General features: G+C 59.8%; 13 protein-coding genes. 7 read left to right on the forward strand and 6 right to left on the reverse strand.

Annotated features, from left to right (window positions below; genetic code table 11):
- Positions 1–5: 5 nt before the first annotated feature.
- The 3 genes from RMV17_RS00060 to RMV17_RS00070 all read right to left on the reverse strand — a co-directional run bounded on the left by RMV17_RS00060 (position 6) and on the right by RMV17_RS00070 (position 1,780).
- Positions 6–647 (reverse strand): thiol:disulfide interchange protein DsbA/DsbL, encoded by a 642-nt coding sequence (locus RMV17_RS00060; protein ID WP_122593133.1) that lies wholly within the window; start codon positions 645–647, stop codon positions 6–8.
- Between the two features lie 187 nt (positions 648–834).
- Positions 835–1,446: a c-type cytochrome gene (locus tag RMV17_RS00065; protein ID WP_008081240.1), complete on the reverse strand. Its 612-nt coding sequence runs from the start codon at positions 1,444–1,446 to the stop codon at positions 835–837.
- Positions 1,447–1,489: 43 nt separating this feature from the next.
- Positions 1,490–1,780, reverse strand: coding sequence for a cytochrome c5 family protein (locus RMV17_RS00070; RefSeq protein WP_016986444.1), 291 nt, complete (start codon positions 1,778–1,780; stop codon positions 1,490–1,492).
- Between the two features lie 191 nt (positions 1,781–1,971).
- On the opposite strand from RMV17_RS00070, the gene yihA reads away from it, so the two are divergent.
- A complete protein-coding gene (gene yihA, locus RMV17_RS00075; protein WP_108224878.1) occupies positions 1,972–2,616 on the forward strand; it encodes a ribosome biogenesis GTP-binding protein YihA/YsxC in 645 nt (214 codons plus the stop codon).
- Positions 2,617–3,025: 409 nt separating this feature from the next.
- Here yihA and polA read toward each other — a convergent pair whose 3' ends face one another.
- The gene (polA, locus tag RMV17_RS00080) at positions 3,026–5,830 is read right to left on the reverse strand and encodes a DNA polymerase I (protein ID WP_311884643.1); all 2,805 of its coding nucleotides are present in this window, start codon (positions 5,828–5,830) and stop codon (positions 3,026–3,028) included.
- Between the two features lie 74 nt (positions 5,831–5,904).
- Here polA and RMV17_RS00085 point away from each other — a divergent pair, with 74 nt between their 5' ends.
- Positions 5,905–6,201 (forward strand): DUF2782 domain-containing protein, encoded by a 297-nt coding sequence (locus RMV17_RS00085; protein WP_008081231.1) that lies wholly within the window; start codon positions 5,905–5,907, stop codon positions 6,199–6,201.
- 61 nt (positions 6,202–6,262) lie between these two features.
- Positions 6,263–7,216, forward strand: coding sequence for a homoserine kinase (locus RMV17_RS00090; RefSeq protein ID WP_311884646.1), 954 nt, complete (start codon positions 6,263–6,265; stop codon positions 7,214–7,216).
- 56 nt (positions 7,217–7,272) lie between these two features.
- On the opposite strand, the gene RMV17_RS00095 is transcribed toward RMV17_RS00090, so the two are convergent.
- Entirely contained in the window at positions 7,273–8,193 is a 921-nt protein-coding gene (locus RMV17_RS00095; RefSeq protein WP_080761987.1) for a zinc ABC transporter substrate-binding protein ZnuA, read from the reverse strand.
- A gap of 66 nt (positions 8,194–8,259) precedes the next feature.
- Between RMV17_RS00095 and RMV17_RS00100 the strand changes: the two genes are divergently transcribed.
- From RMV17_RS00100 to RMV17_RS00115, 4 genes are read left to right on the forward strand one after another with little or no spacing between them, the layout of a single operon-like run.
- Positions 8,260–8,742 carry a Fur family transcriptional regulator gene (locus tag RMV17_RS00100; protein ID WP_007911760.1) on the forward strand — a complete coding sequence of 161 codons (483 nt, stop codon included), beginning with the start codon at positions 8,260–8,262 and terminating at the stop codon, positions 8,740–8,742.
- Positions 8,742–9,527, forward strand: coding sequence for a zinc ABC transporter ATP-binding protein ZnuC (gene znuC / locus RMV17_RS00105; protein WP_007911759.1), 786 nt, complete (start codon positions 8,742–8,744; stop codon positions 9,525–9,527). Before RMV17_RS00100 ends, znuC begins: the two co-directional genes overlap by 1 nt.
- On the forward strand, positions 9,520–10,308 hold the full coding sequence (gene znuB, locus RMV17_RS00110) for a zinc ABC transporter permease subunit ZnuB (protein ID WP_150595857.1): 789 nt from the start codon (positions 9,520–9,522) through the stop codon (positions 10,306–10,308). The genes znuC and znuB overlap by 8 nt, the downstream gene beginning before the upstream one ends.
- 37 nt (positions 10,309–10,345) lie before the next feature.
- On the forward strand, positions 10,346–11,059 hold the full coding sequence (locus tag RMV17_RS00115; RefSeq protein ID WP_311884651.1) for a PA5502 family lipoprotein: 714 nt from the start codon (positions 10,346–10,348) through the stop codon (positions 11,057–11,059).
- A gap of 122 nt (positions 11,060–11,181) precedes the next feature.
- Here the strand turns inward: RMV17_RS00115 and katE are convergent, their stop codons facing one another.
- Entirely contained in the window at positions 11,182–13,323 is a 2,142-nt protein-coding gene (katE, locus tag RMV17_RS00120; protein ID WP_311887104.1) for a catalase HPII, read from the reverse strand.
- Positions 13,324–13,332: the final 9 nt, after the last annotated feature.

The following is a 13,332-nucleotide window of genomic DNA, read 5'->3' on the forward strand; positions in this document are numbered from 1 at the left end:
CGCGCTTAGTTGGCAGCTGCCTTGGTTGCCGCTCGCTCTTTGGCGACCAGTTGGTCAGCCAGTTGCAGCGCTTGCTCGGCACCACCGGCAGAGCCGATGTCGAAGCGGTACTTGCCGTTGACGATCATGGTTGGCACGCCAGTGATTTCATACTTCTTGGCCAGTTCACGGGCCTTGACGATCTGACCTTTGATGGCGAACGAGTCGAACGTGGCGAGGAACTTGTCCTTGTCCACGCCTTGGGTAGCGAGGAAGTCAGCCATGTCGTTCTTGTCGGTCAGCTTCTTGTGTTCTTTCTGGATCGCGTTGAATACCGCCGCGTGAACCTTGTGCTCGACACCCATGGCTTCGAGGGTCAGGAACATCTGGCCGTGAGCGTCCCATGGGCCGCCGAACATGGCCGGGATACGCACGAAGTTGACGTCCTTGGGCAGTTTTTCAACCCACGGGTTGATCACCGGCTCAAAGGCGTAGCAGTGCGGGCAGCCGTACCAGAACAGCTCGACCACTTCGATCTTGCCAGGCTCTGCCACTGGCACCGGGTTGGCCAATTCGACATAAGGTGCGGCAGGGGCTTCGGCGGCTTGAGCGGTCACGCCGAACAGGCTGGCAGCGACGAGGGCGGCGCTGATGATCAGATTACGCATGCTTTACTCCTGGACAATTTGGGTCGCCTCGCGCGACCTGTTTTCAGACAGATCCTGGCGGGCATGAGTTCTGTAGTGTAACGGCAGCGGCCACAAAAAAGGGCGGCCAAAGCCACCCTTTTTATACTTGCTGCGACGGATTAATCGAGCGTTAACGTTGCGCGAGATCTATCGCTGCCAAATGCGCTTAGTGCAGACCTTGAATGTAGCTGGAGACTGCAGCGATATCTTCGTCGCTCAGGCGCTTGGCGATGGTCTGCATGGTCATGGTGTCGCCGTCGTTGGTGCGGCCGCCTTCTTCCTTGCGGAAATCGGTCAGTTGCTTGGCGATGTATTGAGCGTGTTGGCCACCCAGGTGCGGGAAGCCGGCAGCCGCGTTACCGGCGCCGTTCGGCGAGTGGCAACCGGTGCAAGCTGGCAGGCCCTTGGCCAGGTTGCCGCCCCGGAACAGGGCCTCACCGCGGGCGACGATCTTCGGATCGGCGGCGCCGACGCTGCCTTTCTGGCTGGCGAAGTAGGCGGCGATGTCGGCCAGGTCCTGATCGCTCAGGTTGGTCAGCAGCCCGGTCATTTCCAGAACGGTGCGCTTGCCCGACTTGATGTCGTGCAGTTGCTTGGTCAGGTAGCGTTCACCTTGGCCGGCCAGTTTCGGAAAGTTTGGCGCCATGCTGTTTCCGTCGGGGCCATGACAGGCTCCGCATACGGCAGCTTTCGCCTGGCCTGCTGCGGCATCACCGGCAGCATGGGCGAAGCCTGAGATTCCCACGGTCAACAGCAGACTCACGATCAATTTGTTCATCAGCTAATCCAACTACGGCTAAGGGTTAAGTTATGGACCGGGTTTACTCGCTCATCCAAAGGATGATGGCTTGGTAATCCTCGGCACTGCAGTCCATGCACAAACCACGCGGCGGCATCGCCTTGAAACCCTGGGTTACGTGTTGCACCAGCGTCCCCATACCTTTCGCCAACCTCGGCGTCCAAGCTTCCTGATCGCCTCTTTCGGGCGCCATGGGTAGTTGGCCGGAATGACAGGCACCACAAACACGGTTGTACACAGCTTCCGGATCCTGTGTAGCCTGTGCGCTGTAAAGCGGCATCAAGACTCCGGCAGCCAGCAGCCATTTCGTCATAAAACGACCTTTTCAGGGTTGAGAGCGTTCTGCGTTCTAATGCGCAATCAAAGTCTGTCGCTCTCGTGAACTTCATCCTTCGCTGGGACAAAGCACACACAAAATCTGCGGCATTATATACTGGCGTCACTGAAACGGAAGCGACACCGCGTTCCGCGCCCAATCCCGGCGCCGCCCACATCGGAAATCCCATGCAACTCAAGAATCCCATCCTCGGCCTGTGCCAACAGTCCACGTTCATGCTCAGTGCCGCCAAAGTCGATCAATGCCCTGACGACGAAGGCTTCGAAGTGGCGTTTGCCGGTCGTTCCAACGCCGGCAAATCCAGCGCGCTGAACACTTTGACTCACGCCAGCCTGGCGCGCACCTCGAAAACCCCGGGTCGCACACAGCTGTTGAACTTCTTCAAGCTAGACGAAGATCGCCGTCTGGTCGACCTGCCGGGCTACGGTTACGCAAAAGTACCGATCCCGTTGAAGATGCACTGGCAGCGTCACCTTGAGGCTTACCTCGGTGGCCGCGAGAGTTTGAAAGGTTTGATTCTGATGATGGACATCCGTCATCCAATGACCGACTTCGACCTGCTGATGCTCGACTGGGCCGTTGCGGCCGGCATGCCGATGCACATCCTGCTGACCAAGGCCGACAAACTGACCTACGGCGCAGCCAAGAACACCCTGCTCAAAGTGCAGTCGGAAATCCGCAAGGGCTGGGGCGATCTGGTCACCATCCAGCTCTTCTCGGCACCAAAACGCATGGGCCTGGAAGAGGCCTACACTGTACTGGCCGGCTGGATGGAACTGGCAGACAAAGGCGCCGAGGCGACAGCCGAGTAAGTCGGGATATGGAAATTTGTTTGTAGTGTGCTCAGGCAAGGCGAAAGCACGGTGAAAAGCGGAGTTTAGGGGACCTAAATGAGCATTTGAGCTGTGCTTTCAACGCAGCATGAGCGCGCTACAGACAAATTTTGGGCAAAAAAAGCCCCGGATTTCATTGGGGAGGGAGAAATTCCGGGGTTTAAGTTCCGAACCGCTAGGGCGGGGTTCAGATATCTGCCAACACTTAACACAACATAGGAGCATCGAAGGGCTTCACCAGCCATTCAGTATCTCTGAGTGGTGTCCTTCCAGATTAGTTCAGATTTTTTTCAAAAAGCTTTGGAATAATCTCAAGCGCTTTTCGAAATAAGCAGGTTTTACTGGCGTTGCCGCGACATCAGGTCGCGGCAAACCGTGTTCAAAAGGCTCAGTGAGCCTCATCCCAGTTGTTGCCCACACCCACTTCGACCAGCAGCGGTACATCCAGTTTCGCCGCTTCGCTCATGTGCACGCGAATTTCGGCACTGACCTGCTCGACCAGATCCTCGCGAACTTCCAGCACCAGTTCATCGTGCACCTGCAGGATGACTTTGGCGTCCAGCCCGGACGTCGCCAGCCAGTTATCCACCGCGACCATGGCTTTCTTGATGATGTCGGCGGCCGTGCCCTGCATCGGCGCGTTGATCGCCGTGCGCTCGGCGGCAGCGCGTTCCTGCGGCTTGTTCGAGTTGATCTCCGGCAGGTACAGACGACGACCGAAGAAGGTCTCGACATAACCCTGATCCGCCGCCTGCGCGCGGGTGCGCTCCATGTATTCGCGAACCCCCGGATAGCGGGCGAAGTAGGTATCGATGTAAGCCTTGGCGGTCTTGGTGTCGACGCCGATGTCCTTGCCGAGTTTCTGCGCGCCCATACCGTAGATCAGGCCGAAGTTGATCGCTTTGGCGCCACGGCGTTGGTCGGAGGTCACTTCGTTGAGTTCGACCTTGAACACTTCGGCAGCTGTGGCGGTGTGCACGTCCAGATTGTTGCGGAAGGCGTTCATCAGACCTTCGTCCTTGGACAAGTGCGCCATGATCCGCAGTTCGATTTGCGAATAGTCCGCTGCCAGCAGTTTGTAGCCTTTCGGCGCGACGAATGCCTGACGGATGCGTCGACCTTCAGCGGTGCGCACCGGGATGTTCTGCAGGTTCGGATCACTCGAGGACAAGCGACCGGTCGACGCCACAGCCTGGTGATACGAGGTGTGAATACGCCCGGTACGCGGGTTGATCTGCTCCGGCAGGCGATCGGTGTAAGTGCTTTTCAGCTTGCTCATCGAACGGTGCTCCATCAGCACCTTCGGCAAGCGGTGATCGTCTTCGGCGAGTTTCGCCAACACTTCTTCAGCGGTGGACGGCTGGCCCTTGGCGGTCTTCTTCAATACTGGCAGGCCGAGTTTCTCGTAGAGAATCACGCCCAACTGCTTCGGCGAGCCAAGGTTGAATTCTTCCCCGGCGATCTCGAACGCTTCGCGCTCAAGTGCGACCATTTTGTTGCCCAGTTCGATGCTCTGGATGCCGAGCAGCTCAGCGTCGACAAATGCGCCTTGGCGTTCGATGCGCGCGAGAACCGGCACCAGCGGGATCTCGATATCAGTCAAAACGCTGGCCAGGCTCGGAATGGCGCTGAGTTTTTCGAACAAAGTCTGGTGCAGACGCAGAGTGATGTCGGCGTCTTCGGCGGCGTACGGCCCGGCCTGTTCCAGCGCGATCTGGTCGAAAGTCAGCTGCTTGGCGCCTTTGCCGGCGATGTCCTGGAAGCTCACGGTGGTGTGATCCAGGTACTTCTGCGCGAGGCTGTCCATGTCGTGACGGGTGGCGGTGGAGTTGAGCACGTAGGACTCAAGCATCGTGTCGAAGGCGATACCGCGCACGTTGATGCCTTGGCTCTGATCGCCGCCGATGGCGCAGTTGGCCAGGATATTCATGTCGAACTTGGCGTGCTGGCCGACCTTGAGCTTGCTCGGGTCTTCGAGAATCGGCTTGAGTGCGCGCAGCACGGTGTCGCGATCCAGTTGCTCCGGCACGCCGATGTAGGAGTGGGTCAGCGGAATGTACGCGGCTTCGTTGGCCTGCACGGCGAACGACAGACCGACCAGTTGCGCCTGCTGCGCGTCAATGCCGGTGGTTTCGGTGTCGAAGGCGAACAGCTTGGCGTTGTTCAACTTTTCCAGCCAGACGTCGAAGCGCGCCTGATCAAGGATGGTTTCGTAGGCAGCTTCGGCGGGAACGGCAGGCGCGTCTTCCGTTGGCGCGCTGAACAGATCGCCGGCCGGTGCAGGCTCGCTGGCTGCGCTCAGCTCCAGACGCTTGGCGTCGCGATCCAGATCGTTGATCCAGCTTTTGAATTCCAGCAGCGAGTACAGCTCGTAGAGCTTGGCCGGGTCTTCCGCGCCCATCTGCAGATCGTCGAGTTCGACGTCCAGCGGCACGTCGACCTTGATGGTCGCCAGTTGATAGGAGAGGAACGCCATCTCCTTGTGCTCTTCGAGCTTGGCCGGCAGGGTTTTTGCGCCGCGAATCGGCAGGGTCGGGACGATGTCGAGATTGGCGTACAGCTCGGTCAGGCCGCCATTGACGCCGACCAGCAGGCCGGAAGCGGTCTTCGGACCAATGCCCGGAACGCCCGGAATGTTGTCGGACGAATCGCCCATCAGCGCCAGATAATCGATGATCTGCTCCGGTGCGACGCCGAATTTCTCCTTCACGCCTTCCACGTCCATCGAACTACCGGACATGGTGTTGACCAAGGTAATGTGGCCATCGACCAGTTGCGCCATGTCCTTGTCGCCAGTGGAGATGACCACCGGACGATCTGCCGCCGCGCTGCTGCGGGCGAGAGTGCCGATGACGTCGTCAGCCTCGACGCCTTCCACGCACAGCAGCGGGAAACCGAGGGCGATCACGCTCTGGTGCAGGGGCTCGATCTGCACGCGCATGTCGTCGGGCATGCTTGGGCGATTGGCTTTGTATTCGGCGTACATCTCATCGCGAAATGTCCCACCCTTGGCGTCGAACACCACGGCGAACGGGCTGTCCGGGTACTGCTTGCGCAGACTCTTGAGCATGTTCAGCACGCCTTTGACCGCACCGGTCGGCAGGCCTTTGGAAGTGGTCAGTGGTGGCAGCGCGTGAAAGGCGCGGTACAGGTAAGACGAACCGTCCACCAGGACGAGGGGGGCTTGGCTCATGAGCAGGATCAACCTTTTCGGCGGGTCCGGCGCTAGAATAGCGGGACCGTTGACGACAAAGGGACAAGGTTATCATGCGTACGTTAAATCGCTTGCTGCTGGTCGGTCTGATTGCTGCCTCACCGTTGGCCGCGATGGCGGCGGATGATGCGCCCGCTTCGGAGCCGGAAGTTACGATCAACACGCACACGGAAGGCGACAAGGTCATCCAGGAATACAGTCGCAGTGGCTTCGTCTACGCGATCAAGGTCACGCCGAAGGGTGGCAAACCGTATTTCCTGGTGCGCGCCGATGGTACGGACGCGAACTACATTCGCTCCGACCAGCCGGATATGCTGATTCCGTCGTGGGAAATCTTTACCTGGAAGTAAGTTTCCCGACTTTTAATCGGCGCCACGCGGTCGTGGCGCCTGAACTGAGCAGTTTTTAACCATGTCTGTGTTCACTCCCCTGGCTCGGCCCGAGCTGGAAACCTTTCTCGCCCCTTACGGGCTTGGCCGTCTGCTTGATTTCCAGGGGATCGCCGCCGGCAGCGAAAACACCAACTTCTTTATCAGCCTGGAGCAGGGCGAGTTCGTCCTGACCCTGGTCGAGCGCGGCCCGGTGCAGGAGATGCCGTTCTTCATCGACCTGCTCGACGTGCTCCACGAAGCCGACTTGCCGGTGCCGTACGCGTTGCGCACCACTGACGGCGTGGCATTGCGTGAGCTGAAAGGTAAGCCGGCGCTGCTGCAACCGCGTCTGTCGGGCAAGCACATCAAGGTCGCCAATGCTCAGCATTGCGCGCAGGTCGGCGAGTTGCAGGCGCATCTGCACCTGGCGACTCAGGGCGAGCGCATGATCAAGCGCAAGACCGACCGTGGCCTGGACTGGATGCTGGAGGAGGGCACGGAGTTTCTTTCGCACTTGAGCGATGAGCCGCGTGCCTTGCTGCAAAAAGCGTTGGCTGAAATCACCGAGCGTAAAGACAAGATTCTTGCGCTGCCTCGGGCGAACATTCATGCCGACCTGTTTCGCGATAACGCGATGTTCGAAGGTACGCACCTGACCGGGTTGATCGACTTCTACAACGCCTGCTCGGGGCCGATGCTGTATGACGTGGCGATTGCCTTGAACGACTGGTGTTCGGACGAGGACGGTCTGATTGATGGCCCGCGTGCTCGCGCATTCCTTGGCGCTTATGCGGCGCTGCGACCATTCACGGCGGCGGAGGCTGAGTTGTGGCCGACCATGCTGCGTGTGGCCTGTGTGCGGTTCTGGCTGTCGCGATTGATCGCGGCGGAGCAGTTTGCCGGGCAGGACGTGTTGATTCACGATCCAAAAGAGTTTGAGCAGCGTTTGGCGCAGCGGCAGCAGGTACACACACCGCTACCTTTCGCCCTTTAAGATCAAAAGATCGTCCGAACGCGGCCCGAGCCTTCGGACGATCTTTTTCTATTGGGTTACAGAGACTCCAGGCACCCGGCCAAATCATTGCCCAACTTTTCCAACACCTGCTCATAGCCCTGAGCCGTCGCCGGGGTGTACCCGCCCAACGCATCCAGCTCAGCCAGCTTCACCGGCAGGCCAGCCACAAGGGTTTCGGCCAAACGCGGACGCAACGGCGGTTCGCTGAACACACAAGTCTTGCCCACTTCCTGCAAGCGCTTGCGCATCGCCGCGACATGTTGCGCGCCCGGCTGCACTTCGGCGGCCACGCTGAACACACCGGCATGCTTCAGGCCATAAGCTTCTTCAAAGTAATCAAACGCCTCGTGGAAGACGAAGTACGGCTTGCCTTCAACACTGGCCAGACGCTTCTTCAAACGCTGATCCAGCGCGTCCAGACGCTCGTCGAATGCTTTGGCATTGCTCTGATAACGCTCGGCGTTAGCCGGGTCGGCGGCGCTGAGATCTGCGGCCATCTTGTCGGCAATCACCCGAGCATTGACCGGCGATAGCCACAAATGCGCATCCAGCGTGCCCGGGCGGTGATCGTGATCATGCTCGTCGGCCTCTTCCGCGTGGGAGTGGCTGTCTTCAGCGAACCGCCGCAGTTTCATCCCCGGCAGATCCTGCACGGCGACGCTCGGCAGCGTACGACCATTCAGCACACGGGGCAGGAAACCTTCCATGTCCGGGCCGATCCAGTAGAGCAGATCGACCGATTGCACCTTCCGTACGTCGGATGGCCGCAGCGCGTAATTGTGCGGCGAGGCGCCCGGCGGCAGCAGCACTTCGGGAATCGCCACGCCGTCCTGCACGGCCGCTGCAATCAGCTGCAACGGCTTGATGCTGGTGAGGACTTTGACCTCGGCCTGAGCCGAACCGATCAGCAGAAAACTGGCGACAAAAGCCACAAAAACAGAAAAAAGTCGGGACACGATGACCACTCAAGGAGGCGAGAACGGGTAACATAATAACGTCTCTATCAAAACTCGTCGCCGCCCATGCCTATTACACCGATTGCCAGCCGTCCCCACGACCACTCTCATTGCGTGCACAGCGCTTTGTCCGAGGCCGATACCTTGTGCGCCCAAAAAGGCTTGCGCCTGACCGCGTTGCGCCGCCGGGTGCTGGAATTGGTGTGGCAGAGCCACAAGCCGCTGGGCGCCTACGACATTCTTGCCGTGTTGAGCGAGCAGGACGGCCGCCGCGCCGCGCCGCCGACCGTGTACCGTGCGCTGGATTTCCTCTTGGAAAACGGCCTGGTACACCGCATCTCCTCGCTGAACGCCTTCGTTGGCTGCGTACACCCGGAACATGCGCATCAGGGCCAGTTCCTGATTTGCCGCGATTGCCACGCCGCCATCGAACTTGAACAAAAAGTGATCAGCGACGCGATCATCAATAGCGCCAAAGACGTTGGTTTCATCGTCGAAGCGCAGACCGTCGAAGTCGTCGGCCTGTGCTCCGGTTGCCAGGGGGCTTGATGAGCAATGCGCTGATCCGTCTGGAGCAGGTCGCCGTCACATTTGCCGGGCAGGCTGTGCTGGACAACATCGAGCTGAGCGTCGAGCCGGGGCAGATCGTCACCCTGATCGGCCCCAACGGCGCCGGCAAAACCACGCTGGTGCGCGCCGTGCTGGGCCTGTTGAAGCCGGACAGCGGCAGCGTATGGCGCAAGCCGAAACTGCGCGTCGGTTACATGCCGCAAAAACTCCACGTCGATCCGACGTTGCCGCTTTCAGTGCTGCGCTTTCTGCGTCTGGTGCCGGGCGTTGATCGTCCGCGAGCCTTGGCCGCATTAAAAGAAGTGGGTGCCGAACACGTTATCGACAGCCCGGTGCAAAGTGTTTCCGGTGGTGAAATGCAGCGTGTGCTGCTGGCGCGGGCACTGCTGCGCGAGCCGGAATTGCTGGTGCTCGATGAGCCGGTGCAGGGCGTCGACGTCGCCGGGCAAGCCGAGCTGTACAGCCTGATCACACGTCTGCGCGACCGCCATGGTTGCGGCGTGCTGATGGTGTCCCACGATTTGCATCTGGTGATGAGTACCACCGACCAGGTGGTCTGCCTCAACCGTCACGTCTGCTGCTCCGGGCATCCCGAGCAGGTCAGCGGTGATCCGGCGTTTGTCGAGCTGTTCGGCAAGAACGCGCAGAGCCTGGCGGTCTACCACCACCATCACGACCATGCTCACGACCTGCACGGTTCGGTGGTCAAAGGGCCGGTTATTGGCCAACCTCACGTTCACGGAGACAACTGCAAGCATGGCTGATTTTCTGTTGTATGCCCTGCTTGCAGGTCTGGCGTTGGCGATCGTTGCAGGTCCGCTGGGTTCGTTCGTGGTCTGGCGGCGCATGGCGTACTTCGGCGACACCTTGTCCCACGCGGCGCTGCTCGGCGTGGCGCTGGGCTTTCTGCTGGATGTCAGCCCGACGGTCGCGGTCACAGTAGGCTGTCTGTTGCTGGCAGTGCTGCTGGTCACGCTGCAACAGCGCCAACCGCTGGCGTCCGACACGCTGTTGGGAATTCTCGCACCGAGCACGCTCTCTCTCGGCCTGGTAGTACTAAGCTTCATGCATGAAGTGCGGATCGACCTGATGGCCTATCTGTTCGGCGACTTGCTGGCCATCAGCCCGACCGACCTGGCGTGGATCCTCGGCGGCAGCGCGGCGGTGCTGGTGTTGCTGGTGACGCTGTGGCGGCCGTTGCTGGCGATTACCGTGCACGAAGAGCTGGCCAGGGTTGAAGGCCTGCCCGTCGCGGGCCTGCGCATGGCGCTGATGTTGTTGATTGCGGTGGTGATCGCGGTGGCGATGAAAATCGTCGGTGTGTTGCTGATTACGTCGTTGTTGATCATCCCGGCGGCTGCGGCACAGCGTCACGCCCGTTCGCCGGAGCAGATGGCACTGGGCGCGAGCCTGCTGGGCATGCTCGCCGTGTGTGGCGGGCTGGCGTTGTCGTGGTTCAAGGACACCCCGGCGGGGCCGTCAATCGTTGTGACGGCGGCCGCACTGTTTCTGCTGAGTTTTGTTCTGCCCCGTCGTGGGGTGTAGACTTGGCCGCTTTTTGCGCAAATAGAGAGTCGCAGGAATGAAGCCGTTCGCCTCCCGTTATCTGCTCCTTGTCGCATTTTCAGTGCTGCTGGGCGCCTGCCAAAGCACGCCGCCGGTGGCCGAAGTCCCCGATGCGCGGGCTACGGCCATCGCACAGCTGGAGCAAAGCCTGGCCAGCAGCGAACTGGCCACTGCCGAAGACCAGTTGGCCGCTTTGCAGAAAGAAACCCCCAACGATCAATCCCTTGAGCAATACCAGCGGCAGCTGGCCGAAGCGTATCTGCGCCGCAGCCAGATCGTGCTGCAGAAGGGTGATGTGAATGCCGCCGCCACAGCGTTGAGCCGTGCCCGCGCATTGATGCCGAAGGCGCCGGCGCTGACCGGTGGCGTGAATGGCGCCATTACTGAAGCGCGCAAGGCTGAGCTGGAAAAGGCTGAAGCCGCGCTGCTGGCCGCCGAAGCCAAGCCGAAAGCCAAGGTGATCGATCCCACCGCCGAGAGCACCACGGTGGCGCTGAATATCACCGATAGCCGCAAACTTCGCCGCCAACTCGATGCGATCGCCGCTGATGTGGTGAATTATGAGTGTGGGGTGACGATTCAGGCACCGCGCACCGATGACTATCCGTGGCTGGCGACTCTGCTGACCAAGCGGGTGAAGAAGTTGAACCCGGATTTTGATCTGAAGATCGTGAAACAGACCGTGCGCACAGTGCGGGCGCAGATGGTTCTGAGCCCGCGTAAACCCTAAGAAGCTTCGCGAGCAGGCTCGCTCCCACAGGGATCTCCAGAGAACACAAAATTCGTGTTTATAGGAGAACCCTTGTGGGAGCGAGCCTGCTCGCGAAAGCGGTCTTTCTATTCCCGAAGATCTTAAGCCGGAATGGCTTTGGCCTTAGGCTCCCGCTCCCAAACCCGATGCTGCCCGATCGCCGCAAAGAACGGCTTGGTCAACGCCGGTACATCCTTGCCTTGCAACAACCCGGCATCCGCTTCCAGTTTCAGCAGATCCTGCAATTGCTTCGCATCACCCTGCAACGCAATCGCCTTCAAATGCTTGTACGCCTCCAGCAGGTAATGCAATGCCACGCCGTCACCGCTCAACGCCTTGACCGACGCCGCGCCACCCGGCACGAACACCGCGTCAAAAATCACCGACGGCATGCCTTCCATCGAAGCATCCACTGGCAACATTTTGCCGTCAGCGGTCTTCACCGGCGCTGAAGTCGGGCCGAGCAACTTGGCATGCGCACCCTCAGCGGCCAATGCCTTCTTCATTGCATCAATCGCCGCACCATCGACGCCGTTGGCAGCAAGAATCGCCACTTTTCGGGTTTTGATGTTTTCTGGCAGCAAATTGGCCTGACTCAATGACGGCGAGTGATCGAAAGACACCTTGCGCGCATCCACCGTGCCTTTGGTAGGCGCAGGCAGCCCCAGATTAGCCGCCACGCGCTTGGCCAGTTCCAGATCAATGTTGGCGAGAATCTCGTTCACCTCCCGAGCACGGATGAACTCACGCTCAACCTTGCCCAGCTCGAAGCTGTAAGCGGCAATGATGTGCTCCTTCTCGTGATCGCTCATGCTGTTGAAGAACAACGTCGCCTGGGAGAAGTGATCGCTGAACGACTCGCTGCGCTGACGAATCTTGTTGGCATCGATTCGTTCTGGATAACTCTCGAAACCACCGTCCTGCGCGGCGGGCGGGGTTTCTTTCGGCCAGCCACCATCAATCGAGTTCGGCTCGTAAGACGCGCGACCCTTGTCGATCACCGTGCGGTGCTGCGCATCACGCTGACCATTGTGGAATGGTGCCACTGGCCGGTTGATCGGCAACTCATGAAAGTTCGGCCCACCGAGTCGGCTGATTTGCGTATCGGTGTAGGAAAACAGCCGACCTTGCAGCAGCGGGTCGTTGGAGAAGTCGATGCCCGGCACGATGTGGCCAGGGCAGAACGCGACCTGCTCGGTCTCGGCGAAGAAGTTGTCCGGGTTACGGTTCAGCGTCATCTTGCCCAGCGGCGTGATCGGCACGATTTCTTCGGGAATCAGCTTGGTCGGGTCGAGGATATCGAAATCGAAGTCGTGCTCGTTTTCCTCCTCGATGATCTGTACACCCAGCTCCCATTCCGGATAGTCGCCCATCTCGATCGCTTCCCAAAGGTCGCGACGGTGGTAGTCGGTGTCTTTACCGGCGAGCTTCTGCGCCTCGTCCCAGACCAGCGAGCAAGTACCGGCAGTAGGGCGCCAGTGGAATTTGACGAAGCGCGATTTACCCTCGGCGTTAATCAGCCGGAAGGTGTGCACGCCGAAGCCCTGCATGCTGCGCAGGCTTTTCGGGATCGCCCGGTCGGACATCGCCCAGATGACCATGTGCGCCGATTCCGGCACCAGCGAAACGAAATCCCAGAACGTATCGTGGGCGGAGCCGCCAGTCGGGATTTCATTGTGCGGCTCAGGTTTTACCGCGTGAACGAAGTCGGGAAACTTGATCGCATCCTGAATGAAAAACACCGGCATGTTATTGCCGACCAGGTCGAAGTTGCCTTCATCGGTGAAGAATTTCACCGCGAAACCACGCACGTCGCGCACGGTGTCGCCGGAACCACGCGGGCCCTGCACCGTGGAAAAGCGCACGAACACGGGCGTCTTTTTCCCCGGATCCTGTAGGAAACCCGCCTTGGTCAGCTCCGAATGGTTCTCGTAGGCCTGAAAGAAACCATGCGCGCCGGTGCCGCGTGCGTGGACGATGCGTTCCGGGATCCGCTCATGGTCAAAATGCGTGATTTTTTCACGCATGATGAAGTCTTCGAGCAACGACGGTCCGCGCGGGCCGGCCTTAAGGGTGTTCTGGTTGTCGGCGATCTTCACGCCTTGGTTCGTTCGCAGGGCCTGGCCGGTGGCGTCGGAGCGAAACTTTTCCAGGCTATCGAGTTTGGCGTTGGTGTTGGCGCGATCCGGGGTATCGGTTCCGGCCATCTGGCTTTTGTCGGACGTAGGCTTCTTGCTCATCAGTCGTAAACT

Source organism: Pseudomonas sp. VD-NE ins (genome assembly GCF_031882575.1).
Classification (GTDB): Bacteria; Pseudomonadota; Gammaproteobacteria; order Pseudomonadales; family Pseudomonadaceae; genus Aquipseudomonas; species Aquipseudomonas fluorescens_BZ.

Bases quoted from the DNA above. Each gene is read 5' to 3' on its own strand.
- RMV17_RS00060 (WP_122593133.1), bottom strand. From the start codon at position 647: ATGCGTAATCTGATCATCAGCGCCGCCCTCGTCGCTGCCAGCCTGTTC.
- RMV17_RS00065 (WP_008081240.1), bottom strand. From the start codon at position 1,446: ATGAACAAATTGATCGTGAGTCTGCTGTTGACCGTGGGAATCTCAGGC.
- RMV17_RS00070 (WP_016986444.1), bottom strand. From the start codon at position 1,780: ATGACGAAATGGCTGCTGGCTGCCGGAGTCTTGATGCCGCTTTACAGC.
- yihA (WP_108224878.1), top strand. From the start codon at position 1,972: ATGCAACTCAAGAATCCCATCCTCGGCCTGTGCCAACAGTCCACGTTC.
- polA (WP_311884643.1), bottom strand. From the start codon at position 5,830: ATGAGCCAAGCCCCCCTCGTCCTGGTGGACGGTTCGTCTTACCTGTAC.
- RMV17_RS00085 (WP_008081231.1), top strand. From the start codon at position 5,905: ATGCGTACGTTAAATCGCTTGCTGCTGGTCGGTCTGATTGCTGCCTCA.
- RMV17_RS00090 (WP_311884646.1), top strand. From the start codon at position 6,263: ATGTCTGTGTTCACTCCCCTGGCTCGGCCCGAGCTGGAAACCTTTCTC.
- RMV17_RS00100 (WP_007911760.1), top strand. From the start codon at position 8,260: ATGCCTATTACACCGATTGCCAGCCGTCCCCACGACCACTCTCATTGC.
- znuC (WP_007911759.1), top strand. From the start codon at position 8,742: ATGAGCAATGCGCTGATCCGTCTGGAGCAGGTCGCCGTCACATTTGCC.
- znuB (WP_150595857.1), top strand. From the start codon at position 9,520: ATGGCTGATTTTCTGTTGTATGCCCTGCTTGCAGGTCTGGCGTTGGCG.
- RMV17_RS00115 (WP_311884651.1), top strand. From the start codon at position 10,346: ATGAAGCCGTTCGCCTCCCGTTATCTGCTCCTTGTCGCATTTTCAGTG.